Source organism: Sphingomonas sp. BL-S-25 (assembly GCF_055521555.1).
On sequence record NZ_CM145486.1, the window covers coordinates 251,796 to 276,438 of the forward strand.

Annotated in this window: 26 protein-coding genes; 18 read left to right on the top strand and 8 right to left on the bottom strand. The window is 65.5% G+C overall.

Features of this window, described 5'->3' with window-relative positions:
* Window positions 1-224: 224 nt before the first annotated feature.
* Window positions 225-704 carry a VOC family protein gene (locus ACZ1H8_RS01245; protein ID WP_465179589.1) on the bottom strand — a complete coding sequence of 160 codons (480 nt, stop codon included), beginning with the start codon at window positions 702-704 and terminating at the stop codon, window positions 225-227.
* Window positions 705-785: 81 nt separating this feature from the next.
* Between ACZ1H8_RS01245 and ACZ1H8_RS01250 the strand changes: the two genes are divergently transcribed.
* Window positions 786-1,415, top strand: a complete 630-nt coding sequence (locus ACZ1H8_RS01250; protein WP_465179590.1) for a TetR/AcrR family transcriptional regulator — start codon at window positions 786-788, stop codon at window positions 1,413-1,415.
* A 219-nt stretch (window positions 1,416-1,634) separates the two neighbouring features.
* Window positions 1,635-1,910 carry a hypothetical protein gene (locus ACZ1H8_RS01255; protein WP_465179591.1) on the top strand — a complete coding sequence of 92 codons (276 nt, stop codon included), beginning with the start codon at window positions 1,635-1,637 and terminating at the stop codon, window positions 1,908-1,910.
* A gap of 70 nt (window positions 1,911-1,980) precedes the next feature.
* Here the strand turns inward: ACZ1H8_RS01255 and ACZ1H8_RS01260 are convergent, their stop codons facing one another.
* The gene (locus tag ACZ1H8_RS01260) at window positions 1,981-2,304 is read right to left on the bottom strand and encodes a DUF2218 domain-containing protein (RefSeq protein WP_465179593.1); all 324 of its coding nucleotides are present in this window, start codon (window positions 2,302-2,304) and stop codon (window positions 1,981-1,983) included.
* 83 nt (window positions 2,305-2,387) lie between these two features.
* Window positions 2,388-3,017 carry a PadR family transcriptional regulator gene (locus tag ACZ1H8_RS01265; protein WP_465179594.1) on the bottom strand — a complete coding sequence of 210 codons (630 nt, stop codon included), beginning with the start codon at window positions 3,015-3,017 and terminating at the stop codon, window positions 2,388-2,390.
* A 119-nt stretch (window positions 3,018-3,136) separates the two neighbouring features.
* Here ACZ1H8_RS01265 and ACZ1H8_RS01270 point away from each other — a divergent pair, with 119 nt between their 5' ends.
* Together ACZ1H8_RS01270 and ACZ1H8_RS01275 are read left to right on the top strand one after the other, a co-directional pair.
* A complete protein-coding gene (locus tag ACZ1H8_RS01270; RefSeq protein WP_465179595.1) occupies window positions 3,137-4,462 on the top strand; it encodes a replication-associated recombination protein A in 1,326 nt (441 codons plus the stop codon).
* Window positions 4,459-5,877 carry a serine hydrolase domain-containing protein gene (locus ACZ1H8_RS01275; protein WP_465179596.1) on the top strand — a complete coding sequence of 473 codons (1,419 nt, stop codon included), beginning with the start codon at window positions 4,459-4,461 and terminating at the stop codon, window positions 5,875-5,877. The genes ACZ1H8_RS01270 and ACZ1H8_RS01275 overlap by 4 nt, the downstream gene beginning before the upstream one ends.
* A 1-nt stretch (window position 5,878) precedes the next feature.
* Here ACZ1H8_RS01275 and yczE read toward each other — a convergent pair whose 3' ends face one another.
* Entirely contained in the window at window positions 5,879-6,496 is a 618-nt protein-coding gene (yczE, locus tag ACZ1H8_RS01280; protein ID WP_465179597.1) for a membrane protein YczE, read from the bottom strand.
* Window positions 6,497-6,559: 63 nt separating this feature from the next.
* Between yczE and yczR the strand changes: the two genes are divergently transcribed.
* The 4 genes from yczR (at window position 6,560) to ACZ1H8_RS01300 (ending at window position 10,202) form a co-directional block, all read left to right on the top strand.
* Complete coding sequence (gene yczR / locus ACZ1H8_RS01285; protein WP_465179598.1) at window positions 6,560-8,017, top strand: MocR-like transcription factor YczR; 1,458 nt, start codon at window positions 6,560-6,562, stop codon at window positions 8,015-8,017.
* A 269-nt stretch (window positions 8,018-8,286) separates the two neighbouring features.
* Window positions 8,287-9,147, top strand: coding sequence for a hypothetical protein (locus ACZ1H8_RS01290; protein ID WP_465179599.1), 861 nt, complete (start codon window positions 8,287-8,289; stop codon window positions 9,145-9,147).
* Window positions 9,148-9,150: 3 nt separating this feature from the next.
* Window positions 9,151-9,594, top strand: coding sequence for a hypothetical protein (locus ACZ1H8_RS01295; protein ID WP_465179600.1), 444 nt, complete (start codon window positions 9,151-9,153; stop codon window positions 9,592-9,594).
* Between the two features lie 98 nt (window positions 9,595-9,692).
* On the top strand, window positions 9,693-10,202 hold the full coding sequence (locus ACZ1H8_RS01300) for a hypothetical protein (protein WP_465179601.1): 510 nt from the start codon (window positions 9,693-9,695) through the stop codon (window positions 10,200-10,202).
* Between the two features lie 3 nt (window positions 10,203-10,205).
* Here ACZ1H8_RS01300 and ACZ1H8_RS01305 read toward each other — a convergent pair whose 3' ends face one another.
* Window positions 10,206-10,811 carry a YdcF family protein gene (locus tag ACZ1H8_RS01305; RefSeq protein ID WP_465179602.1) on the bottom strand — a complete coding sequence of 202 codons (606 nt, stop codon included), beginning with the start codon at window positions 10,809-10,811 and terminating at the stop codon, window positions 10,206-10,208.
* Window positions 10,812-10,967: 156 nt separating this feature from the next.
* Window positions 10,968-11,420 (bottom strand): hypothetical protein, encoded by a 453-nt coding sequence (locus tag ACZ1H8_RS01310; protein WP_465179603.1) that lies wholly within the window; start codon window positions 11,418-11,420, stop codon window positions 10,968-10,970.
* 434 nt (window positions 11,421-11,854) lie between these two features.
* Here ACZ1H8_RS01310 and nhaA point away from each other — a divergent pair, with 434 nt between their 5' ends.
* Both nhaA and ACZ1H8_RS01320 read left to right on the top strand, forming a co-directional pair.
* Window positions 11,855-13,054 carry a Na+/H+ antiporter NhaA gene (gene nhaA, locus ACZ1H8_RS01315; protein WP_465179604.1) on the top strand — a complete coding sequence of 400 codons (1,200 nt, stop codon included), beginning with the start codon at window positions 11,855-11,857 and terminating at the stop codon, window positions 13,052-13,054.
* 421 nt (window positions 13,055-13,475) lie between these two features.
* Complete coding sequence (locus ACZ1H8_RS01320) at window positions 13,476-14,405, top strand: hypothetical protein (RefSeq protein WP_465179605.1); 930 nt, start codon at window positions 13,476-13,478, stop codon at window positions 14,403-14,405.
* Here the strand turns inward: ACZ1H8_RS01320 and ACZ1H8_RS01325 are convergent.
* A complete protein-coding gene (locus ACZ1H8_RS01325; RefSeq protein ID WP_465179606.1) occupies window positions 14,371-15,690 on the bottom strand; it encodes an MFS transporter in 1,320 nt (439 codons plus the stop codon). The two genes, ACZ1H8_RS01320 and ACZ1H8_RS01325, sit on opposite strands and share 35 nt — an antisense overlap.
* Before the next feature lie 182 nt (window positions 15,691-15,872).
* Here ACZ1H8_RS01325 and cyoA point away from each other — a divergent pair, with 182 nt between their 5' ends.
* The 7 genes from cyoA to ACZ1H8_RS01360 are packed head-to-tail and all read left to right on the top strand — an operon-like array spanning window position 15,873 to window position 22,672.
* Window positions 15,873-17,087 (top strand): ubiquinol oxidase subunit II, encoded by a 1,215-nt coding sequence (gene cyoA, locus ACZ1H8_RS01330; protein ID WP_465179607.1) that lies wholly within the window; start codon window positions 15,873-15,875, stop codon window positions 17,085-17,087.
* A gap of 14 nt (window positions 17,088-17,101) precedes the next feature.
* Complete coding sequence (gene cyoB, locus ACZ1H8_RS01335; RefSeq protein ID WP_465179608.1) at window positions 17,102-19,117, top strand: cytochrome o ubiquinol oxidase subunit I; 2,016 nt, start codon at window positions 17,102-17,104, stop codon at window positions 19,115-19,117.
* A 4-nt stretch (window positions 19,118-19,121) separates the two neighbouring features.
* On the top strand, window positions 19,122-19,760 hold the full coding sequence (gene cyoC / locus ACZ1H8_RS01340) for a cytochrome o ubiquinol oxidase subunit III (protein WP_110150954.1): 639 nt from the start codon (window positions 19,122-19,124) through the stop codon (window positions 19,758-19,760).
* Window positions 19,757-20,113, top strand: coding sequence for a cytochrome o ubiquinol oxidase subunit IV (cyoD, locus tag ACZ1H8_RS01345; protein ID WP_110150955.1), 357 nt, complete (start codon window positions 19,757-19,759; stop codon window positions 20,111-20,113). Before cyoC ends, cyoD begins: the two co-directional genes overlap by 4 nt.
* A 41-nt stretch (window positions 20,114-20,154) precedes the next feature.
* Entirely contained in the window at window positions 20,155-20,847 is a 693-nt protein-coding gene (locus ACZ1H8_RS01350; RefSeq protein ID WP_465181312.1) for an SURF1 family protein, read from the top strand.
* Window positions 20,847-22,142 (top strand): ATP-binding protein, encoded by a 1,296-nt coding sequence (locus ACZ1H8_RS01355; RefSeq protein ID WP_110150999.1) that lies wholly within the window; start codon window positions 20,847-20,849, stop codon window positions 22,140-22,142. The genes ACZ1H8_RS01350 and ACZ1H8_RS01355 overlap by 1 nt, the downstream gene beginning before the upstream one ends.
* Complete coding sequence (locus tag ACZ1H8_RS01360; RefSeq protein WP_110150956.1) at window positions 22,139-22,672, top strand: response regulator transcription factor; 534 nt, start codon at window positions 22,139-22,141, stop codon at window positions 22,670-22,672. The genes ACZ1H8_RS01355 and ACZ1H8_RS01360 overlap by 4 nt, the downstream gene beginning before the upstream one ends.
* 366 nt (window positions 22,673-23,038) lie before the next feature.
* On the opposite strand, the gene ACZ1H8_RS01365 is transcribed toward ACZ1H8_RS01360, so the two are convergent.
* Window positions 23,039-23,239, bottom strand: coding sequence for a hypothetical protein (locus ACZ1H8_RS01365; protein ID WP_110151000.1), 201 nt, complete (start codon window positions 23,237-23,239; stop codon window positions 23,039-23,041).
* Window positions 23,240-23,459: 220 nt separating this feature from the next.
* On the opposite strand from ACZ1H8_RS01365, the gene ACZ1H8_RS01370 reads away from it, so the two are divergent.
* A complete protein-coding gene (locus ACZ1H8_RS01370; protein WP_465179609.1) occupies window positions 23,460-24,635 on the top strand; it encodes an acetyl-CoA C-acetyltransferase in 1,176 nt (391 codons plus the stop codon).
* Window positions 24,636-24,643: the final 8 nt, after the last annotated feature.

Here is a 24,643-nt window from a genome sequence, read left to right on the forward strand (position 1 = left end):
GAGCCACTTCGATGCCAAGGGGTTTCTGGCGGCGAACGGGATTCGCTACCGTTAACTGAGCCGACTGAGATCGGGCGCGCTCCGGGGCTGCGACCCTTGCCCCGTTCGCCGACCGCCCCTGCACCTGCTCGCACCCCCTCGGGACGGTGAGGGCCCGCGCATCGATCCGGCAGCGTCTCCGGACGAACTGGGTAGACGATGCCCCCATGTCGAGTACCCTTCGGCTAGGCTCGAGAGCCGTCGGGCACGATCGGTCGGTCCACTTCGAAAACATTGCCCCATGGATCGCAGAAGACGGCGAAGCGCCGATTGCAGGCCTCGAAATCCGTCGGTTCGGACAGGATGGTCACCCCGCGTGCCTTGAGCATCCTGACGGCCTCGTCCACGTCATCCACGCGAAAGCCCACATGGTGAAATCCATGCAGCGACAAACTGTCGTTCAGATCCGCATAGCGCGGCTTGGGCTGGGCGCCAGGCCCTCCCATCAGCTCGAGACGAACACGATTGTCGGTGGCGGGCGACAAATATCCGAACGTGATGCCTTCTTCATAGGGCCAGCTATGCACCAACCGAAAGTCCAGCGTTTCGGAATACCACCGCACACCCGTGCTGAAGTCAGGCACTCTGACGGCGACGTGATTGAGCCACCAGGACGCGAAGGGGCTGGATCTATTCTCATAGTTCGGAGCGGCGGGCATCGGCATCTTGACCTCCATTATGTCTCGCGGAAACTCTGTCGCACCCTGATCGTATGTAGAATCGACAAGCATTGGAATTCGCGTTTCATGAGCTTCCTTTCCGAGCCCGCAATCGTCCGGAAACTGCCGGTTCAAGCCCGCTCGATGGCGACGATCGCGGCGCTGCACACCGCGGTGATTCACGTTTTGACGAGGGAGGGACTCGGCCACTGCACCACCACCCGCATCGCGCGGCGCGCGGGCGTATCCGTGGGTACGATCTATCAATATTATCCCAATCGCGACGTGCTGCTCGCCGCCGTGCTGGAACGGCACCTGGATGCGTTCTCGGCTTCGGTGATCGGCGCATGCACGGAGGCTGCGGGCAAGCCGATTACCGAGATGACCAGGCATCTGGTGGAGGTGCTGCTGCGCCTCAAAATGAGCAATCCGCAGGAAGCGGCCGTGCTCTACGCGGTCGCGGCAGAGAAGACCGGGAAAAACATCGCACTCACGATCCACAACATGATGCTCCCGGCGATCGCCGAAACGCTGCGATCGGCACCGGACGCCAAATTCGAAAATTTGAGCGTGACCGCCGAGGTGTTCCTCAGCATCTTCCTGGGGCTGCCGCGAACCATGCTTGAAGGCTATGGTTCAGCCGAATTCACGGCGTGCCTGTCGGCACAACTGGAGACGGCGTTGCTGGCCTATCTGAACGCAGTCTCGACAAAATAGCGGCAGATCGTCTTCGTCTGCTTGCCATGGGCGTTCGGTCGGCGGACGGGATTCACTACCGGTAGCTCAGGCGCCTGAAATCGGGCGCGCTCTGTGCCATGCAACCGTTGCACCGTTTGGCGACCGTCGCTGCAACTGCTCGCAACCCTGTCGGGCGCCTAGGGACGCCGCATCGATCCGGCAGCGACGCCGGACGAACCGGATAGAGGATAGCCCCCAATGTCTAAGACCATGATCATCGCCGCCGCCTTCTCGGCGCTCGTCATCGCCGGCCCTGCCCTTGCGCAGGACCAGGCCAAGCCCGCGGGCAGTGGCGGCTTTGGCGGGATGAACGGTTCCGCCACCGATCTGCGCGACGCCCCCCGACCCGGCGACCAGGCCAAGCCGGCGAAGCGCGGCACCCGCGCTGCGCCGAAGCCGCGCCCCGCCAAGGAGCGGCCGACGCGCGCCCAGACGATGAACAACATGAAGCAGATCGGCCTCGCCAACCGCTGAGCGGCTGGACCGGATGCGGCGTCCTCCTCGCAAGAGAAGGGCGCCGCATTTGCGTCAGGTCCGGCTCAGGTCACTTCCAGTCATAGGTCAGCGGCGCCTCGCGGAACGCGAACCGGTCGAGATGGCGTTCTACCGCGCCCTTCAGGCCCTGGAGCTGTTCGTCGCTCGAGGCGTCGATGCGCAGGTCGAGGCCGTCCTCGACCGCGTTGAAGGTTACCACCGCGTCGCCCGGAAAGTCGGCGCCGCGCGCGTCCTTCGGGAAGATCACCGTGCCGTTTTCGGCGGTGAATTCGACCTGGAGATTGTGCTGCCAGTGCTTGCATAGCTGCTGGAGATATTTGCTCGCGCTGTCGGTGGGGACGCGGGCGGTGCTGCTGACGGTTGCGAGGGTCATTCTGGTCCTTTCGCAGGTGACGCAGGCGCCGGGCCACGAGGGCCGCGACGCCTGCGCGAAGATCTGGAGATGCGGCGGGCGGCTTACAACCGCTCGATCCGGCGCACGGCCTCGTCGAGGATCTCGGCGATCTCGTGCAGCGTCTCCGGGTTCGGATCGCCATTGGCGAGCCGGTCGTGGAGCGCGGTGCGCAGATTGCCCATCGCGCGGCGGACCGGGCCGCCATTGGCGCGTTCGCGCATCGAGCCGAGTTCGGCGAGGCGATCGAACAATGCCTGCACCTCCTCCGCGCGTTCCTCGAGATGCGCGGTGCCGGCGGCGGTGATACCGAACTGCTTCTTCGCCCCCTCGGCCTTGTGCTCCTCGATCAGGTCCATCTCGTCGAGCAGGCTGAGCGTCGGATAGACGACGCCGGGGCTGGGCGCATAGGCGCCGCCCGAGCGCTCCTCGATCTCGCGGATCAGGTCATAGCCGTGACGCGGCTGTTCGGCGATCAGCTTGAGCAGGATCAGGCGCAGTTCGCTGCCGTCGAACATCCGGCGCCGGCCGCGGCCGCCGCCCTGTTCCATGGCCTGTGCCATCTGGTCGAAGAAGCGGCGGTTCCAGCCGCCGCCGCGCGGGCCGCAGCCGCGTTCGCCGCGCATGCCATCCTCACCGCCGTGACGGCGGCCGTGATGGCGGTGGTGATTGTGATGATGGAAACCCCATCCCATGGTCTTAACTCCTGAAAAACGACTCACGATGCTTCCAAGATATATCTTGATCGCATTTTGACAAGAGGGTCGCATCGGTGCTTCGCAAGTTTCGCCGCAGCGCCTATCTAGGGCGGCCCATGGCCGACCTCTTCGCTTCGCACGAACCCCCGCCCCCGCCCGACGAGCCCGGCCCCGATGCGCCGCTGGCCGACCGGCTGCGCCCGCGCCGGCTGGAGGATGTCGTCGGACAGGAGCATCTGACCGGCCCGGAAGGCGCAATCGGGCGAATGGTGGCGGCCGGACGGCTGTCGTCGATCATCTTCTGGGGGCCGCCGGGCACGGGCAAGACGACCATGTCGCGGCTGCTGGCCGATGCGGTGGGGCTGCGCTTCGTCGCGATCTCGGCGGTGTTCTCGGGCGTAGCCGAGCTGAAGAAGGTATTTGCCGAGGCGAAGGACCATGCCCGGCTGGGGCGCAAGACGCTGTTGTTCGTGGACGAGATCCACCGGTTCAACCGGTCGCAGCAGGACGGTTTCCTGCCGTTCGTCGAGAATGGCACCGTCACCCTGGTCGGCGCGACGACCGAGAATCCGAGTTTCGAGCTGAACGCGGCACTGCTCAGCCGGGCGCAGGTGCTGATCCTCCACCGGCTGGACGCAGCGGCGCTCGACAAGCTGCTGGCGCGTGCGGAGGAGACCGAGGGGCGGCCGCTGCCGCTGGACGGTGATGCGCGAGCGGCGCTGATCGCGAGCGCCGACGGCGACGGGCGGTTCCTGCTGAACCAGGCGGAGACGCTGTTCTCGGTCCAGCTGGATGCGCCGTTGGATCCGGCCGGGCTGTCGGCGCTGCTGCAGCGGCGGGTGGCGGTGTACGACAAGGACCGCGAGGGCCATTACAATATCATCTCCGCGCTGCATAAGTCGATCCGTGGATCGGACCCGCAGGCCGCGCTTTATTATCTGGCGCGGATGCTGACCGCGGGCGAACAGCCGCTGTTCGTGCTGCGCCGGCTGGTGCGTGCAGCGGTCGAGGATATTGGGCTGGCCGATCCGCAGGCGCTGGTCCAGTGCATCGCCGCCAAGGACACCTACGACTTTCTCGGGTCTCCCGAGGGCGAGCTGGCGATCGTGCAGGCGTGCCTGTACCTCGCGACCGCGCCCAAATCCAACGCGGCCTATATGGCGCAGAAGGCGGCGTGGCGCAGCGCGAAGGAGACGGGGTCGCTGATGCCACCGCAGAATATCCTGAACGCGCCGACCAAGCTGATGAAGGATGTCGGCTACGGCAAAAACTATCAGTACGACCATGACGCCGAGGATGGGTTTTCCGGCGCGAATTACTGGCCGGACGAGATGCGCCCGCAGACCTTCTACACCCCGACCGACCGGGGCATGGAAAAGCGGATCGCCGAGCGCATGGCCTGGTGGGACGAGATGCGGGCACGCAGACAGGGGGAAGAATGACCATCGCGACGACTGCCGCCCGGGCGGGCATGATGCTGGCATTCGGGATGGCGACCGCGCTGCCCGCTCATGCCCAGTCCAACCCGGCCACACCCTATGAGCGCAGCATCGCCGCGGGGTACAAGGCGCTGACCCTGTGCGGGGCGATGTTCAACGGCGGGCGCAGCCAGGCGCAGGCCGAGGCGCTGGAGCTGACCGGAATCTATGCCGATTACCAGCCGCTGATGCCGATGCTGTCGGCCAGCATCAGCCGCTTCATGACCAAGCCGAAGGACGGGAGCGCGCCGCAGTTGTGGGGCGCCAGCGTGTCGGTGCGCTTCGACCAGATGCTGCCGCCGCGCCGTGCCGACTGGCGACAGGATCGCGGCTGCACCATCCTGCCGCCCGGCTCGACCGCGCCCTCGCCTGCGGCATCGCTGCCGGCGGCGCGCTTCACGCCCTTTGCCGGGAGCATGGATGCGCAGCCCTGGCCGATGGGACAGGCGGGGCTGACGGTGAAGGTCGATCCACGGCTGGAGCGCCCCTTCGCCCGCGCGCTGTCGGGCGGCTATTCGGGGCGGACGACGTCGGTGCTGGTCGTCAAGGACGGGCAGATCGTCAGCGAGCGCTATGCCGCGGGCTTCGGCCCCAATTCGACGCAGCGCACCTGGTCGGTCGCCAAGAGCATTGCCGGTACGATGATCGGCATCGGCCAGCGCGACGGCTTCGTCCGGGTCGGGCAGCGCGCCGGGCTGTGGCGCGGCGATACGCGGGCGACGATCACGCTCGACAATCTGATCCGTATGGCGAGCGGGCTGCACACAGCCTATGCCGGCAACCGCACCGACGCGCTGTATTTCGGCGGGACGACGGTCGACGAGGAAGTCGGATACTGGCCGATCGAGGCAGCGCCGGGATCGCGCTTTCGCTATGCCAATGTCGATATCGTCGCGGCGATCCGCGTGCTGCGCGCGGGCATGAAGAACGATGTCCGCTATGCCGCCTATCCGCGCACCGAGCTGTTCGCGAAGCTGGGCATGACGCGCACGGTTGCCGAACTGGATGCGGGCGGCAACCTGGTGCTGTCGAGCCAGGTCTGGTCGAATGCGCGCGACTTTGCGCGGCTGGGGATGTTCTGGCTCAACGACGGGGTGTGGCAGGGCAAAAGGATCCTGCCGGTCGGCTGGATGAAGACGATGACGACGCCCAGCGGGCCGCAGCCGGCGACGGGCGCAGGCTATGGCGCGACCTTGTGGCTGTTCGGGCCGGCGCAGGGGCTGCCCGCCGGCACCTTCGCCGCGCAGGGCAATCGCGGCCAGGTGATCTTCGTCGTGCCGTCGCGCAAGCTGGTGGTCGTGCGCCGCGGCGAGGACGGAACCGGCACCGCGTTCGATGCGAACAAGTTCGTCGCCGACGTGATCGCCGCGCTGGACTAGGTCAGGCGGCGGCGGGGGTCCGCCGCGGCCGATCGAACGCGAACAGCGGCAGGGCATGGTGCACGACCCAGCCGATCGTCACCGCGTACAGCACGGTGCCGAGCCCGACCGTGCCGCCCAGCAGCCAGCCGATCGCGAGCACCGCGAGCTCGATCACGGTGCGCACCCGCTTCACCGGAAGGCCGGTGCGCGCGCAGAAACCGGTCATCAGCCCGTCGCGCGGCCCGGGCCCCAGCCCCGCGCCGATATAGGCACCGCCGGCAATGCCGTTGAGCACGATGCCGAGGGCGAGCATCGCGAGCTTCGCCGCCCACGCTTCGGGCGTGGGGATGAGCGACAGCGCGATATCGGTGACGGTGCCGATGACGATGATGTTGAGCACCGTGCCGATCCCCGGCCGCTGGCGCAAAGGCAGCCACAAGAGCAGCACGACCAGCCCGACCAGGTTGACGGTCAGCCCGAAGCTGAGCCCGAGGGGCGGTGCCAGCCCCTGGTGCAGCACGTCCCACGGATCGAGCCCGAGGCTGGCGCGCACCATCATCGCCATCGAGACGCCGTAGAGGACGAGGCCGCCCATCAACTGGGCAAGGCGGGCGGGGAAGCGATCGGGAAGAGTCATGCGTACCAGATGCGCGCAACTGGCCCTGTTCGAAAGAGCCAGTTCGATGATAGTGGACCGGTCATGACCGCCATCCTGCTCAAGGCCGGTTCGCTCTCCCGACTGCTCGGCGCGTGGCGCGTCGAGGGCAGCGCCGAGCCGACCTACCGCCTGCTCGCCCGCGCGCTGCGGCTGCTGATCCTCGACGGCCGCGTTGCGCTGGGTGCGCGGATGCCGGGCGAGCGCGAGCTGGCGCAGGCACTGGGGGTCAGCCGCACGACGCTGACCGCCGCCTATGGCCAGTTGCGCGACGACGGTTATCTGGTCAGCCGGCGCGGATCGGGCAGCGTCACCCATCTGCCCGGCGGCGGCGCCCTGGCCGCCCGGCCGCAGGACGACGCGACCGAGCCCGCCGAGATCGACTGGACCGCCGCAGCCCTGCCTGCCCCGCCGGGCCTGTGGCAGGCCTATGAGGAGGCGCTGCGCCGCCTGCCCGGCTGGCTGACGGGGATCGGCTATGAGCTGCTGGGACTGCCCGAGCTGCGCGCAGCGATCGCACGCGATTACGACCGGCGCGGATGCCCGACCCGGCCCGAGCAGATCATGGTGACGAGCGGGGCGCAGAACGGACTGACGCTGGTGCTGCGCGCGATGGCCGGCCCCGGCGACCGGATCGCGGTCGATCACCCGACCTATCGCACCGCGATCGATGCGATCCTGCGCAACAATTGCCAGCCCGTGCCGGTAGCGCTGCCCGAGTCAGGCTGGGACCTGGAGGCGCTGGAGGCGAGCTTCCGCCAGGCAGGCCCACGCTTCGCCTATCTGCTGCCCGACTTTCACAACCCGACCGGACGACTGATGGACGCGGCCGACCGCACCGCACTGGTGGCGCTCGCCGCGCGCAGCCGCACCCCGCTGCTGATCGACGAGACGATGGCGTTCAGCAGCTTCGGCGGGGCAGCGTCCGCCCCGGTCGCTGCGCACGATCTCGAGGGACAGTTCGTCCTCAGCCTGGGATCGGCCAGCAAGCGCTGGTGGGGCGGCCTGCGCATCGGCTGGATCCGCGCGAGCGAGCAGCGCATCGCCGAACTGGCGCGGCTGCGCGCGGTGCTCGACATGGGGACGCCGGTGCTCGAGCAACTGGCGGTCACCACGCTGTTCGAGCGCGATGAAGGCGCGGCCGCGCGAGCCGCCGACCTGCGCGGCCGCTGCGAGCGGCTGCGCGCGCTGCTGGCCGAGGCGCTGCCGCACTGGCGCGTCCCGATGCCCGAAGGGGGCCTGGCCTTATGGGCCGAACTCCCCCGCCCCGAAGCCTCGGCGCTGGCGGCAATGGCACAAGGCCTGGGCCTGCGCATCGTGCCGGGCCCGCGCTTCGCGGTCGACGGCGCGTTCGAACGCTTCATCCGCCTGCCGTTCACGCTGGCGGAGGCGGACATGCCGCGCGCAGTCGAGCGGCTGGCGCAGGCGGAGGCGCGCCTTCATCGGCGCGGAACGCCTGCTCAGACGGCGTGGCGATCGGTCGAGACCGAACGGGTGATCTAGTCAAAGCGGATAGCCTGACAAAGTCATCAGGAAAAGCGGGCTAGCAGACACGGCGTTAGCTCCTCGCTCCGCACAATTTAGCGCAGCTTTCCGATACATCATCGGGTTCAACATATAGCCAACGCCCGCCTCGCGCGACCTCGCTCATTTTAATCGGAATAGTTCTATTATTTTACTACAAAAACGGTAATCTAAAACATAATCGAGACTTTTCATACTTTTTCATTTGTTTCGATCTCGAATCGAAATGATCTCTACTTGGAGGATACATGAAAAAGACAGCATATTTGTCAAAGTATGACGCAACCCTGAACACGGACTGGTGCAATTCTCGCAATAACGCGGAACTGACATTACGACTTAATCTTGGATTCAAGCAAATTAATCCGGAAGGAAACAAATTGACAGGCTCTTATGCTGACACCACAACGGTCGGCAGTGCGCCTAAGTCGATTGTCAAATGGACGCCTTCAGAGTGGAATTCGTGGAAGGTTGCGGTGTGCCGAACAGCAGAAAGATTTTGGAGCGGAAAGTTCTGGATATTAAACACGAAAGGCTTAATGCCATTAAAATCGGGTCAGAATATCGTAATTCCCAATATATGGTGTAAACTTGATGTTATAGGAGGGGATGTTCAACATGGAGGTAAGTTCCACCATATCATCGAAGTAGTTCGACTAGCCCCTGGTACTAAATGGTTTGGTTCAAATACTAAATTATTTGATAGTGGAGACTTGAAATCTATTACGAAATCATACGATAGCAAAGGCTCCCCGATATTACAGGCAGGCCTTGTTCATGAAATTGGGCACCTTCTCGGCTTGAATCATGTCGATCTCGGCAAACCCCACTGTCCGCTCAACGGAAAAACAAACCCGCTATGCTATGGCGTTACTGATACTGACAAGAACAGTGTGATGGGCGCCGGAATGCGTCTGGATATTATCCACGCAATGCCTTGGATCGACGCATTGATCCACATTCTCAAAAATGAGCCCAAATCGCCAATCTATTATCCGCAACCCAAATTTGTAAAGCCTTGGGGTATATCTAAGAAAAGGCTTTATCCACGTCTAGTTTCCGAATTTGAAAGTGGAAAGGTAAATATTAGCCCGTCAGCGGGAGTATAATTTATGCGTTCTTCGTACAAAAACAGCAACATTTTTCGCGGCATTGTCTGCATGTCGTTTTTTCTATTGGCACATTGCTCAGATTCTAAGCCCATCGATGAGCAACAAAATTCCATTCAAAATGACAATATAGCTCGCGATAATGCTGTCAAGCAAAACACTTCAAGTATATTCAATGTGAAATTCATTTCAACCAAAAAAGAATGTGGTCCCGACGAGTTAGCAAAAACATCCTGTATGATTTCTCTTATCATTGAGGATTTGGCAACCAACTACCCTTTGAAGGACGCGGGAGGGATATCGGGTCTGAGAATGATTAGACCAATGACTTTTATTGTTTATCTTCCGCAGGATGAAAGGGTCGACATGTTCATTTACGAATTTAAAGATGATGGAGGCGCTATTTCGATTATCAGCAAGGTAATCGACCCTCAAATACAGGATTAGAGATTGGACCGTTTTTGTTCAACCGGGGTGCAATCTGCGAACGTATGAAGCAGTATCGCGGATCATTGTAGGTTTGGCGGATCTCAGGTGGTTGATTGATGTCAGGACGTCGCATCAAATCATTGACGCTGCTGGGCCTCGCGATCCTGGCGGTGGCCGCGTGGTGGCTGATCCTTCCGCGGCACCATATCGGAGGGGTCAAGGTCCACGGCGTGGAAGCGGTCGCTTCGGCGCGGCAGATCGTGGTGACCTTTTCCACCCCGGAAGACCTGGCGACTCTACGCACGCGTTTGAGAGCGGGCTTCATCCTAGTGACGCTGTTTGCATGCGACGATCGCGATGCGGCCACGCGGGAGGTGGTAAGCCAGGGCGACGGCTATTTCTCGGACGCTCGGCGGGTACGGAAGGTTGAGGACGCCAGTGGCCTGTCCACAACCGCTTCATACAAGGCGACGTTCGACGATCGACTAGCCAAGACCATCGACAGCCGATTGCAGATGATCCCGGCCGCTTCGGCGAAGGGCGGCCTGTGCTTCGCGCTGGACGGCGGCAACATGTTCGGTGGGAAAATCTGGTCGGATCCAATCCGGATCAATTTGCCCCGCTAACCCTTATGCCTCCCGGTCCCTGAACCAATAGGCCGGATAGCCGATCACCTCGCGCGCGATCGAATAGAGGTCGCGCCATTCGACATAGCTCGGATGCGCTGACCGGGCATCGGAGATGCCGAACCGGGCGAGCGCCAAGCGGGTGCGGGGCACGTGGAAATACTGGCTGATCACCATCGCCGTGCGCCAGTTGCGGGCGCGCATGATCGCGGCGGTGTTGCGGGCGGTCTCCCAGGTGGTGACGCCGTGCGGGTCGACGGTGATCGCGGCATCGGGGACTCCGCGCGCGATGAGGTAGCGGCGCATCGCGGCGGCCTCGTCGGTGCCGTTGCGATCCACGCCGCCGCTGACGATGATCGCGCCGACCCGCCGGTCGACCCACACCGTCACCGCCGCGTCCAGCCGGGCGGCCAGTCGCGGTGACGGGCTTCCGTCGGGCAATACCGTGTTGCCGAGGACCACGGCGACGTCGCTCTGCCGAAGATCGTCGCTGGCGCCGCTGACGCAGAGCAAGGCGGCGGCAAGCAGGAACAGCGCGACCGCGGCGATCAGCACCCGCTTCAGGACGCGTAGCAGAACCGACGCGCTGGCAGGGAGCGCTATGGTCAATCGACACCTCGCTTCGACTGTCGGATGCCACTCGAGCAGGTGAGCAGCTGCTCGAGCGTGCGATCCTCGGATCGTGCGAGATTTCGCGCGGGATCGCGAGTCCAAACTCATACCGGATGAACCGCGGTCACGCGGTCCATCCGGTCTTCCGCCCGCTTATTTGGTGGCCGCGACGGCGGCGTCGAACTGGGCCTGGGTCATGTTGATGAAGACACCCTGGGCGTTCATCCCGAACCCGCTGATCGGCACTCGCACTTCGCGGCTGCCGGCGCTCAGCACGACATTGTCGCCATCCAGAGCCTTGACCGTGGCAAGCACCGAGCCCGCCGATCCGTGAACCTGCGTGCCGGGCTTGAGCTGGGCGCGGAGCTGCTGGGCGCCTGCTGCTGCGGCCTGCGCCGCCGCAGCATCGAGTTCGGCCTTGGTCACGGCGAGCGTCGGGCCCTTGTCGCTGGTGCCGAAGCTCGACAGCGGAACCGCGGCACGATTGGTGCCGGTGAACACGACCGCGTTGCCGTTGGCGACGCTTTCGATCTTGCCGATTTCCGCGCCCTGATTGTCATAGACGGTCGCACCGACGCTCGGCGCGGGGGCAGCCTGAGCAGGCATGGGAGCGGTGGCCGGGCGGTCCTGGGCCCCTGCTGTCGGCGCGTCCTGAGCAAGCGCAGCGCCCGCGGAAAAAGTGGTCAGGGTAAACGCGAGGACTGAAATCGAACGAAATTTTCGCATGCGTGTCTCCTTTTAGGTTGCCCCGTTGTGACGCAAACGAACGACGGGCGGACAGGCTGCGAGGCGAACGGTGGCAAAGCCGGGGCTGACCGACCCGATTGCAGCGCAAATTGCCCGTCCCGACCCGGTACGGCGCCCAAATAGGCGCCCGGACTCGGCACGGAGACTCGGCATCGACCCTTCCCGCGCCATTTTCTGTTGCACTCGGGCGACAGACGAGGGCATCAGGGCGCCGGGTGTTCGCGCGTCGCCGCGGGCAGGTCTTCTGCGTTGGTCGGGCCGCCAGCGCCGATCAGCCATGCCCGATTGGACCAATGCCCGACAAACCCCATGCGCGCCCGAGCGCGATCCGCCGCTTCCTCGATTCCCAGTCGTCCGCCGGGCTTGCCTTGATGGGTGCGGCGCTGCTCGCCCTGATCATCGCCAACTCGCCGATGGGGCCTGGCTATGACCATCTGCTGCACGTGAAGCTCGGGCCGCTGTCGCTCGGCCACTGGGTCAATGACGGATTGATGGCGATCTTCTTCCTGCTCGTCGGGCTCGAGATCAAGCGCGAGATGCTGGACGGACAGCTGTCCACCTGGCCGCGGCGCGTGCTGCCGGGGATCGCCGCCGCGGGCGGGATGATGGTGCCGGCGCTGATCTATCTGGCGTTCAATCGCGGCCCGACCTCGGTCGGCTGGGCGATCCCGGCGGCGACCGACATCGCCTTCGCGCTCGGCGTGATCTCGCTGCTCGGCCAGCGGGTGCCCGCGTCGCTCAGGGTGTTTCTCGCCGCGCTGGCGATCATCGACGATCTGGGCGCGGTCGTTATCATCGCCCTGTTCTACACCGCCGATATCGCGCTGCTCGACCTGGCGGCCGCCGCGGTGATGATGGGGCTGCTGTTCGGCCTCAACCGCTTCGGTGTCCGCAGGCTCTCGCCCTATCTGGTGATCGGCGCGCTGCTGTGGGTCTTCATGCTGCGGTCGGGCGTCCATGCGACGCTGGCAGGGGTGATGCTCGCGCTGACCATTCCGATGGACCGGACCCCTGCCCGGTCTGATTCGGGATGCGTTAGTCCGCTTCACCGCCTGGAACATGGCCTGCATCTGCCCGTGGCATTCATCATCCTGCCCATCTTCGCGATGGCGAATGCGGCGGTCCCCGTGCTGGGCCTGCCGGCATCGGCGCTGGTCGCACCCGTCACGCTGGGCGTCGCGATGGGCCTGCTGGTCGGCAAGGTGGTCGGCGTGTTCGGATTTGCGACGCTCGCCATTCGTCTCGGCCTGGCCGACATGCCGGCCTATGCCGGGCGCGCCCAGATGCTGGGCGTCGCGCTGCTGTGCGGCATCGGCTTCACGATGAGCATCTTCATCACCCTGCTGGCCTTCCCCGGCGACATGCTGCTCCAGGCTGAGGCCAAGATCGGCGTCCTGGTCGGTTCGCTCGCGGCCGGACTGCTGGGCTACGCCGTATTGAGCGTGGCGAAGCCGGACCTGCCCGAAGTCGAGAAGGTTGATCGCGGCGCCTGACCGGTGAGCCGCCCGCGACACCGGCGCCGGCCACAGGCGGTGGACCGCGACCGGCCGTGAGACGACCGGTCAGCTGTGTCACAAGGATCGTGCCCCGCCTGGCTGTCGCTGACAGGGGGGCTGGGCTTGTCCTCGCGGTGATCGGTGTCGCACTTGGCGATCGGTTTTGACCAGCCTGTGCTCCGGCGAAGGCCGGAGCATGGCAACGGTGACTACGAGGCTCCGCGAGAAGCGATAGGCTTCCTCGATTGGGTTTTGGCTTTCGCCGGAACCCGTGCCTCCTCGGATCCTTGCGAAAAGCCAAATCCGGTTGCCCCTCCTTTCAGGGAGGAGAGGATGTTGTGCTTCTCAGTTCCGCCGCACCCCCGCCGCTCAAAATATTGCGTAATCAGGCCATTATCCCCATTTGCGCAGTCCCGTCATGAACCCCGCCCCTGCCTTCATCAGCTTCATCGCGATCGACTGGTCCGGCCAGGCGGTCGAGCGGCCCAAAGGATTGGCGGTGGCGCGGTGCGGTCCGGGTACAGCAGCGCCGGTGCTGGTCGAGCCGGAGCGCGGATGGTCACGGGAGGGGATCCTTGCCTGGATCGAGGGGCTGACTGCGGTAGGCGAGCGCGCGTTGATCGGGCTCGATCTGTCGGCGGCCTTTCCCTTTGCCGATAAGGGCGGGTACTTCCCCGGTTGGGACCGGAGCCCTCCCGATGCCCGGGCGCTCTGGACGCTGATCGATACGCTATGCGCCAACGATCCGTTTCTGGGCGCGTCCGGCTTTCTCGCCGACCCGGAGGCGCGGCGGCATTTCCGGCAGCAGCGCGATTGCGGCGACCTGTTCCCCGCGGGGCGCGGGCGGTTTCGCGTGTGCGAGCATGGCCAGGCGGCAGCGGGGTTGCTGCCCTATAGCTGTTTCAACCTGGTCGGCGCGGCGCAGGTCGGCAAGTCGAGCCTGACCGGCATGCGGGTGCTGCACCGGCTGTCCGGGCGAGTGCCGGTCTGGCCGTTCGATCCGGTGCCGGAGACCGGGCCGGTGATCGTCGAAATCTACACCACGCTGGCGGCGCGCGCGGCGGGGATCCGGCGCGGCCTGTCCAAGGTGCGTGACGGGGAGACGCTGGACCGGATGCTGGCGGCGCTGGGGTCGACGCCGCACGATCCGCTGGCGCGCTATGACGATCACGCCACCGATGCGGTGCTGAGCGCGGCGTGGCTGCGTCAGGTGAGCGGGCGGGCGGCGCTGTGGTCGCCCCCCGGCCTGACGCCAGAACTGGCGCAAACCGAGGGATGGACGTTCGGGATCACCGGCGCGGGCGCCGGCGACCTTATTTCGCCGAGTTCTTCGCCAGCTCGCGATTGAGGCCCAGCGCGACCAGTGTCGCGAGCGCACCCGACAGCAGATAGGCGCCCGAGGCGAGCAGGCCGAACTGGTGCGACAGATACAGCGCGACCAGCGGCGCGAAGCCGGCGCCGAACAGCCAGGCGAGATCCGAGGTCAGCGCCGAGCCGGTATAGCGGTGGCGCGGATCGAAGGTCGCCGACAGCGTGCCTGAGGACTGGCCGAACGACAGGCCCAGCAGGATGAAGCCGAGGATCATGAACACGGTTTCGCCGATGCCGCCGGCGTCGAGCAACTGCGGTGCGAAGCCGCTGAACATCGCGATACCCACCGCGCAGGCGCCCAGCATCGTGCGGCGGCCATAGCGGTCGGCGAGATAGCCCGAGGCGACGATCGCGCCGATGCCGAACACGGCAGCAACCGCCTCGATCAGCAGGAAGCGGACCGGGCTTTCGTCGGTGAACAGGAACACCCAGGACAGCGGGAACACGGTGACCATGTGGAACAGCGCGAAGCTGGCGAGCGGGGCGAAGGCGCCCATCGCGATCGTCCGCCAGCCGGCACCGATCGTCTCGATGATCGGGCTGGGCTCGAGATCGCGGTGCTCGAACGACTGGGCATAGGCCTCGGTCACGACGATGCGCAGGCGAGCGAACAGCGCCACCACGTTGATCGCGAAGGCGACGAAGAAGGGATAGCGCCAGCCCCAGCTGAGGAAATCCTCGGCCGGGAGCGTGGAGACCAGGAAGGTGAACAACAGGCTGGCCACGATCAGGCCCAGCGGCGCGCCGAGCTGCGGCAGCATCGCCCACCAGCCGCGGCGGTCATCGGGTGCGTGCACCGCAAGCAGCGAGGACAGGCCGTCCCAGGTGCCGCCCAGCGCGAAGCCCTGGCCCATGCGGAACAGCGCCAGCAGCACCGCGGCGCCGACGCCGATCGTCTCGTAGCCGGGGATGAAGGCGATCGCCGCGGTCGATCCGCCGAGCAGGAACAGCGCGACTGTCAGCTTCGCGCCGCGGCCATAGGCACGGTCGATCGCGGTGAAGACGAAGGTGCCGACCGGCCGGGCAATGAAGGCAAGCGCGAAGATCGCGAAGGAATAAAGCGTGCCGGTCAGCGGCGGGACATTGGGAAAGATCAGCTTCGGAAAGACCAGCACCGACGCGATGGCATAGACGAAGAAGTCGAAGAACTCCGAGGTCCGGCCGACGATCACGCCGATGGCGATCTCGCCCGGCGTCACTTCATGCCCGCCATCCTTGGCGTGCAGCGTGCGGACATCTTCTTCGGCGGTCTTCGTCGTCATGATCGGCCTTGCACCACGTTATCCGTTTCCCGCAGCAGCGTCCCATGTGATATGGACACATATAGCGGATCCCGGCGCCGGACGCACCAGGGGAACATACGCTTGTGACTTCGGTTGGATGCAAAAGGGATTGGACAAAATGTCCTATGGGCGATTCCGCCCGTCGGGCGTAGGCGCGCACCATGCAGCAGACCCATCGACCGATCCGGCGGCTAGCCCGGCTCTCCTTGGCCCTCCTATCGCTCCCGCTGATCGGCGGGTGCAGCCATCTGGTGGTCCTCGACCCGGCAGGCGACGTCGCGCGCCAGCAGGGCAATCTCGTGCTCGCCTCGACCGGACTGATGCTGCTGATCATCATTCCCGTCATGGCGCTGACCATATTGTTCGCGTGGCGCTACCGCGCGGCGAACAAGGAAGCGCGCTACGAGCCCGACTGGGATCACTCGACCCAGCTCGAGCTGGTGATCTGGGCGGCACCGCTGCTGATCATCATCTGCCTGGGCGCGCTGACCTGGGTCGGCACGCATCTGCTCGACCCCTATCGCCCGCTGGCGCGCACCGCGCCGGGCAAGGCGCTCGCCGCCAATGACAAGCCACTGGAGATCCAGGTCGTCGCGCTCGACTGGAAATGGCTGTTCATCTATCCCGAACAGGGCGTCGCCACGGTCAACGAGCTGGCGCTGCCGGTCGACCGCCAGGTGCGCTTCCGCATCTCGTCCTCGTCGGTGATGAACTCCTTCTACATCCCCGCGCTGGCCGGCCAGATCTATGCGATGCCGGGCATGGAGACGAAGCTGCACGCCGTGCTGAACAATCCCGGCGAGTATCAGGGCCTGTCGTCCAACTATAGCGGCGCGGGCTTCTCGCACATGCGCTTCAAGGTGACCGGCCTGCCCGCCGACCAGTTCGACGCCTGGGTCGCCGGCACCAAGGCGCAGCAGCAGGGTGGCACGCTGGACCGCGCCGGATATCTGCAGCTGGAGCGTCCGAGCGAGAAGGAGCCGGCGCGCCGCTTCGCCTCGGTCGAGCCCGGCCTGTTCGACATGGTCGTCAACATGTGCGTCGACCCGCGCAAGATGTGCATGAACGAGATGATGGGCATCGACGCACGCGGCGGCATGGGCATCGCCAGCGCGCAGGTGATGCAGCGCCTGTCCTATGACAAGCATGGCGCGCGCGGCACCGACGCCGCCATGTCGCGCGCCTATATCGCCGCGCTGTGCGCGACGCCCGCGGCCGTCCAGAACATGGTCGCCAGCGCCCACACCCGGCCGGTCGACCAGGCCCCGCTGACCGGCGTCGGCCTGAAGCGTGACAAGCCCGCGCCGAAACCCACGCCTACCCCGTCCCTCACCGCCGCCAACGAAGCCCCGGCTTCGGCGCGTCCGGCTTCCTGACAGGCCCGATAAAGATGTCCTCCGAACCCGTCGCCCAGTCTGCCCTGTTCGGCAAACTGTCCTTCGCAGCGCTGCCGTTCCACGAGCCGATCCTGATCGCCACCTTTGCCGGGGTGATGCTGGGCGGCGTGGCGGTCGTCGGCCTGCTGACCAAATATCGCCTGTGGGGCTATCTGTGGAAGGAGTGGTTCACCACCGTCGACCACAAGAAGATCGGGATCATGTACATGATCCTGGGCCTGATCATGCTGCTGCGCGGCTTTGCCGACGCGATCATGATGCGGCTCCAGCAGGCGCTCGCCTTCAACGGGTCCGAGGGCTATCTGCCCGCGCATCACTATGACCAGGTCTTCACCGCCCACGGCGTGATCATGATCTTCTTCGTGGCGATGCCGCTGGTCACCGGACTGATGAACTATATCGTCCCGCTGCAGATCGGTGCGCGCGACGTGTCCTTCCCGTTCCTGAACAATTTCAGCTTCTGGATGACGACCGCGGGCGCGGTGCTCATCATGGCGTCGCTGTTCATCGGCGAGTTCGCCGCGACCGGCTGGCTGGCCTATCCGCCGCTGTCGGGGCTGGCATACAGTCCAAGCGTTGGCGTCGATTATTATATATGGGCGCTACAGATCGCAGGCGTCGGGACGACCTTATCAGGCATCAACCTGATCGTGACGATCCTGAAGCTGCGCGCGCCGGGCATGAACCTGATGAAGATGCCGATCTTCACCTGGACCAGCCTGTGCACCAACGTGCTGATCGTCGCCTCCTTCCCGGTGCTGACCGCGGTGCTCGCGCTGCTCGGTCTCGACCGCTACGCCCATACCAACTTCTTCACGAACGACTTTGGCGGCAGCGCCATGATGTACGTGAACCTGATCTGGATCTGGGGTCACCCGGAGGTGTACATCCTCATCCTGCCGCTGTTCGGCGTCTTCTCCGAGGTCACCTCGACCTTCTCGGGCAAGAAGCTGTTCGGCTACAGCTCGATGGTCTACGCCACGATCGTCATCACGATCCTGAGCTACCTGGTGTGGCTGCACCACTTCTTCACCATGGGATCGGGCGCCAGCGTCAACAGCTTCTTCGGCATCACCACCATGGTGATCTCGATCCCGACGGGCGCGAAGCTCTTCAACTGGCTGTTCACCATGTATCGCGGCCGGATCCGGTTCGAGCTGCCGATGATGTGGACCGTCGCGTTCATGCTCACCTTCGTGGTGGGCGGCATGACCGGCGTGCTGCTGGCGGTGCCGCCGGCCGACTTCGTGCTGCACAACTCGCTGTTCCTGATCGCGCACTTCCACAACGTGATCATCGGCGGCGTGCTGTTCGGCCTGTTCGCCGCGATCAATTACTGGTGGCCCAAGGCGTTCGGCTTCAAGCTGGACGTGTTCTGGGGCAAGATCTCGTTCTGGTGCTGGGTCGTGGGGTTCTGGGTGGCGTTCATGCCGCTCTACATCCTGGGCCTGATGGGCGTGACCCGCCGCATGCGGGTGTTCGACGACCCCTCGCTCCAGATCTGGTTCGTGATCGCGGGTATCGGCGCGGCGATCATCGCCGTGGGCATCGGCGCGATGCTGGTCCAGTTCGCGGTGAGCATCTGGCGCCGCGAGGAACTGCGCGACGAGACGGGAGATCCGTGGAACGGCCGCACGCTGGAATGGGCGACCTCGTCGCCGCCGCCCGACTATAACTTCGCGTTCACCCCGGTAATCCACTCGCTGGACGCCTGGCACGACATGAAGGATCGTCATGCAGAGCGTCCGCTCAAGGGCTTCCGCGCGATCCACATGCCGAGCAACACCGGCGCGGGCATCATCCTGTCGGGCATCAGCCTGGTCTGCGGCTTCGCCCTGGTGTGGCACATCTGGTGGCTGGTCGCGGTGAGCTTCGTTGCCCTGCTCGCCACCGCGATCGCCCATACCTTCAACTACAAGCGCGACTTCCACATTCCGGTCGAGACGGTGATCGAGACCGAGGAAAAGCGCACCCGCCAGCTCGAAGCTGCCGCGGGCGCCGGAGCCTGATCCGATGAGCACGACAACGCTTGCAACTGCCGGCGCACCGGACGAGCCGCTGCGCTTCTACGACCTGGACGAGCATGACCATCCCGAGGGTGGCAGCACGATGCTGGGCTTCTGGATCTACCTGATGAGCGACTGCCTCATCTTCGCGATCCTGTTCGCCTGCTACGCGGTGCTCGGCGGCAACTATGCCGCCGGCCCCTCGCCCAAGGACCTGTTCGACCTGCCGCTGGTCGCGCTGAACACGGCGATGCTGCTGTTCTCGTCGATCACCTATGGCTTCGCCATGCTGGCGGTGCAGCGCGGCCAGGTGAAGCCGGTGCTGATCTGGCTGGCGATCACCGGCCTGTTCGGTGCCGCCTTCCTGTCGATCGAGCTCTATGAGTTCGCCCACCTGATCCACGAAGGCGCGACGCCACAGCGCAGCGCCTTCCTGTCGGCGTTCTTCACGCTGGTCGGCACCCACGGGCTGCACGTGACCTTCGGCACGATCTGGCTGATCACGCTGATGGTCCAGGTCGGCCGCCGCGGGCTGATCCAGGCGAACAAGCGCCGGCTGATGTGCCTCAGCCTGTTCTGGCACTTCCTGGACGTCATCTGGATCGGCGTCTTCACCTTCGTCTACCTCATGGGAATGCTGCGATGAGCCACGATCCTCACACGGCCGATACCGAGCCGCACGGTTCGATGCGCGACTATGTCATCGGCTTCCTCCTGTCGGTGGTTCTGACGGCGATCCCATTCTGGCTGGTGATGACCCAGCCGCTTCAGCCCGGCGTGACAGCCGCGATCATCATGGTGTTCGCGGGCGTCCAGATGGTCGTCCACATGATCTATTTCCTGCACATGAACGGGAAGTCGGAAGGCGGCTGGACGATGACCGCGCTGCTGTTCACGATCATCATCGTCGTGATCATGTTCGCGGGCTCGCTGTGGGTCATGTACCACCTCAACACCAACATGATGCCCATGCCGCATGACATGAGCCAGATGCCGTGACCGATACCGGCCAGCGCCCCCCGCGCCACCCGGCGGCGCGGATGGCGATGGCCGGGGCGGCGATGCTCCTCGTCGCCCTTTTCGTCGCGCTGGGCGTCTGGCAGGTCCAGCGCCGCGCGTGGAAGCACGAGCTGATCGCCGCAGTCGAGACGCGGATCCACGCCGCCCCCGTCCCCGCCCCCGGTCCCAACCGCTGGGCGACGATCACCCCCGGCACCGATACCTATCGCCGGGTCGAGGCAAGCGGACGCTTGTTGTACGATCGTACAGTGCTGGTCCGCGCCGTCTCGGATCTGGGCGCCGGCTACTGGGTGATGACCCCGCTCGCCTCGGGCGACGGCACCACGATACTCATCAATCGCGGTTTCGTGTCGCAGGCCGATCGCGACCGCCTCGCCCCCGGCCCCGCCGGCACGGTGCGGATCACCGGCCTGCTGCGGATCAGCGAACCCGAGGGCGGCTTCCTGCGCAGCAACGATCCGGCGAGGGGCAACTGGTATTCGCGCGACGTGACGGCGATCGCCCGGGCGCAGCGGCTGGACAAGGCCGCACCCTATTTCATCGACGCGGATCGTGCCATGAACGCCCCCGGCCAACCGGTCGGAGGACTTACCGTCGTGCGCTTTTCCGACAATCACCTGATCTATGCGCTGACCTGGTTCGGGATGGCGCTGCTCTCCGCCTGGGGCGCCTGGTGGGTGCTGCGCGGCGAGCGGCGGAGTGCGCGCGGCTGATGGCGGTGACGCCCGTCCTGCCCGATACCGACGCCGGCCGGCGCAACATGAGCCTGCTGATCCAGCTGCGATGGATCGCGGTGGGCGGGCAGCTGGCGACGATCGGGCTGGTGCACGGGCTGATGGGCATCCGCCTGCCGCTGCCGGTGCTGCTGATCGCCCCTGCCCTGCTGGTCGCGTTCAACTTCGCCAGCCTGTTGCTGGTCCGCCACCGGCGCGAGGTGACGAATGGCGAGCTGACCGCCGCGCTGCTGCTCGACGTCGCGGCGCTGGCCTGGCTGCTCTACTGGACCGGGGGATCGACCAATCCCTTCACCTCGCTGTTCCTGCTGCAGGTGGTGATGGCGGCGGTACTGCTGCGGCCGGCCACCGCCTGGCTGCTGATGGGCGCGGCGCTGTTCGCGCTGGGGTGCATCAGCATCTCGTCGCGCCCCCTGGCCCTGCCCCCGGCCTATCGCGACGATGTGTTCGGCCTGTACCTGCTCGGCAGCTTCATCAGCCTGACGATGATCGCGGTGCTGCTCGTCGCGTTCGTCACCCGCATCTCGCGCAACCTGCGCGACCGCGACGCCTCGCTCGCCGCGATCCGCCAGCGCGCGATCGAGGAGGATCATATCGTCCGCATCGGCCTGCTCGCCTCCGGTGCGGCACACGAGCTGGGCACGCCGCTGTCGTCGCTGTCGGTGCTGATCGGCGACTGGAAGTCGATGCCGCGGCTGGCCCGCGACCGCGAGCTTCAGGAGGATCTGGCCGACATGGATGCGGCGGTGCGGCGCTGCAAGACGATCGTCAGCGGCATCCTGAACTCCGCCGGTGAGGCACGCGGCATCGCGCCGCAGGTGACGACGATGCGCAATTTCCTGAACGCGATCGTTACCGAATGGAGCGCCAGCCGCCTGCCCGGCGCGGTCCATTATGAGGACCGGTTCGGCGAGGATATCGCGATCGTGTCCGACCCCGCGCTGCGCCAGGTGATCGCCAACGTCGTCGACAATGCCGGTGAGGTGTCGCCCAACTGGGTCGGCATCACCGCCGCACGCGAGGACGATGCGCTGATCCTCGAGATCGCCGACCGCGGGCCCGGCTTCTCGCACGAGATGCTCGAGTCGTTCGGCAAGCCCTATCGTTCGACCAAGGGCAAGCCGGGCGGCGGGCTCGGCATCTTCCTGCTGGTCAATGTGTTGCGCAAGCTGGGCGGCACCGCGTCGGCCGCCAATCGCGAGGAAGGCGGCGCGGTGGTGCGCATCCGCCTGCCGCTGTCGGCCCTCGCCTATCGCAAGGAGGTGCAGCGGTGAGCGAGGCAAAGCTGCTGGTGATCGTCGAGGACGATGCCGACCTGGCGCGGACGCTACGCCGGTCGTTCGAGCGACGCGGCTATCAGGTGGTCACCGCGTCGAGCCCCGAGGAGCTCGACGCACTGCTGGCCACGCACCGCCCCAATTTCGCGGTGGTCGACCTGAAGCTGGGCAATGCCTCGGGTTTGGTCTGCGTCCCGCGGCTGCGCGCGATCGACGATGCGATGCGGATCGTGGTGCTGACCGGCTTCGCGAGCATCGCGACTGCGGTCGAGGCGATCAAGCTGGGCGCCGACTATTACCTCGCCAAGCCGTCCAACACCGACGACATCGAGGCAGCCTTTTCGCGCAGCGAGGGCGATGTCGAGGTGCCGGTGGACGGGCGGCAATCGTCGATCAAGACGGTGGAGTGGGAGCATATCCACCAGACCTTGGTCGAGACCGACTTCAACATCTCCGAGACCGCGCGGAGGCTGGGGATGCACCGGCGGACGCTCGCGCGGAAGCTGGAGAAGCGACAGCTTCGGTAGGGAGCGCTCCGCTTTGAGGTACTAGATATTCGCGCAGAGACGCGGAGGCGCAGAGAGGGTGGGCTTGATTGCGCCCGCTCGCGTCAGCGAGCCCTCAGGCCCACTTCGGAACACGCTCGGCCAAACCGCACGCAACCTCTCCGCGTCTCTGCGTCTCTGCGCGCATTCATTATCCGCTGATGTAGCGCGCCACCGTCGTCCCGCTCCCGTCGTCATCCCAGCAGCAGTGCCGGGATCCACCGGGCGGCGCATCCGTACGTGCGGTTTGCAGACCTGCTGGGCGAACGGCGCGATTGCCCTGCCGGTTCGGGATGGAGGATGGGTGGACCCCGGCATTTCAGCCGGGGTGACGGGAGTCGCGGGGCTTCAGCCCTTGGGCGTGACCCAGACCGAGACGGGGACGACCACCTTGCCGGGAGCCGGTTTGCCCACGTCGACGCGGTCGGCGGTGACGAGTTCGCCGGTGGCGAGGTTGAACGAGGCCCAGGGTTTGGGCATGCGGCCGAACGTCATCTTCTGGATGGGCTGGCCGGTGGTCGAGTTCATGATGGTTGCGATGACTGCCATGCGCGGGGCGATAGCCAGCGGCCGCGATTCCTGTCCAGCAGCCATACCGGCCAGCCGAAACTTTCGGTGGATAACCTCCGATCCGGACTGGAACGCTCGATCTCGAAAATATGAAATCACATGATTTCAATCCATTATCGCAAATAGTGAAATTCGGTACGTGATTGAAACCGACCTGACGGCCTGATAACCTGCCTTCAAAAATCGGAAGGAGAGGATGATGGCAGCACCCACCGCCTATATCGTGGAGGCCGTACGGACCGCCGGAGGACGGCGTGGCGGCAGGCTGGCGGGGTGGCATCCCGCGGACATGGCGGGCGAAGTGCTCAACCAGCTGGTCGACCGCACCGGCATCGATCCATCGGCGATCGACGACGTCGTGATGGGCTGCGTCAGCCAGGGCGGCGAACAGGGATTTCAGGTCGGGCGCGGCGCCGTGCTCGCCTCGCGCCTGCCCGAGAGCGTGCCGGCGGTGACGATCGACCGCCAGTGCGGCAGCTCGCAACAGGCGATCCAGTTTGCGGCGCAGGCGGTGATGTCGGGCACGCAGGACGTGGTGATCGCGGCGGGCGTGGAGTCGATGACCCGGGTGCCGATGGGATCGACCGGCGCATTGTTCGCGCAGGCGGGCCTGGGCAAGGCCAAGTCGCCGCGTCAGGAGGCCCGCTATCCCGGCGTCCAGTTCAGCCAGTTCATGGGCGCCGAGATGATGGCGCGCAAACATGGCTTCACCCGTCACGATCTGGACGCCTATGCGCTGGAGAGCCATCGCCGCGCCGCCGCCGCGACCGAGCGCGGCGACTTTGCGCGCGAGATCGTCGCGCTGGAGATCGAGACTCCCGACGGCCCGGCGATCCACGACCGCGACGAAGGCATTCGCGCCGATGCGACGATGGAGAGCATCGGGTCGGTCAAGCTTTTGGCCGAGGGCGGGATGATCAGCGCGGCCAATGCCAGCCAGATCTGCGACGGCGCCAGCGGCGTGCTGGTCGTCTCCGAGGCGGCGCTGAAGGCGCACGGGCTCACTCCCCTCGCCCGCATCCACACTCTGGCCGTCAGCGGCGGCGACCCGGTCATCATGCTGGAAGAACCGCTGTTCGCGACCGAGCGGGCGCTGAAGCGCGCCGGGCTGTCGATCGACGAGATCGACCTGTACGAAGTGAACGAGGCATTCGCATCCGTGCCGCTGGCCTGGGCCAAGCATGTCGGTGCCGATCCGGGGCGGATGAACGTCAATGGCGGCGCGATCGCGCTGGGCCATCCGCTGGGCGCGTCGGGCACGAAGCTGATGGCGACCCTGGTCCATGCGCTGCACCGGCGCGGCAAACGCTATGGATTGCAGACGATGTGCGAGGGGGGCGGCATCGCCAACGTCACGATCATCGAGCGGCTCTGACAGGGGAA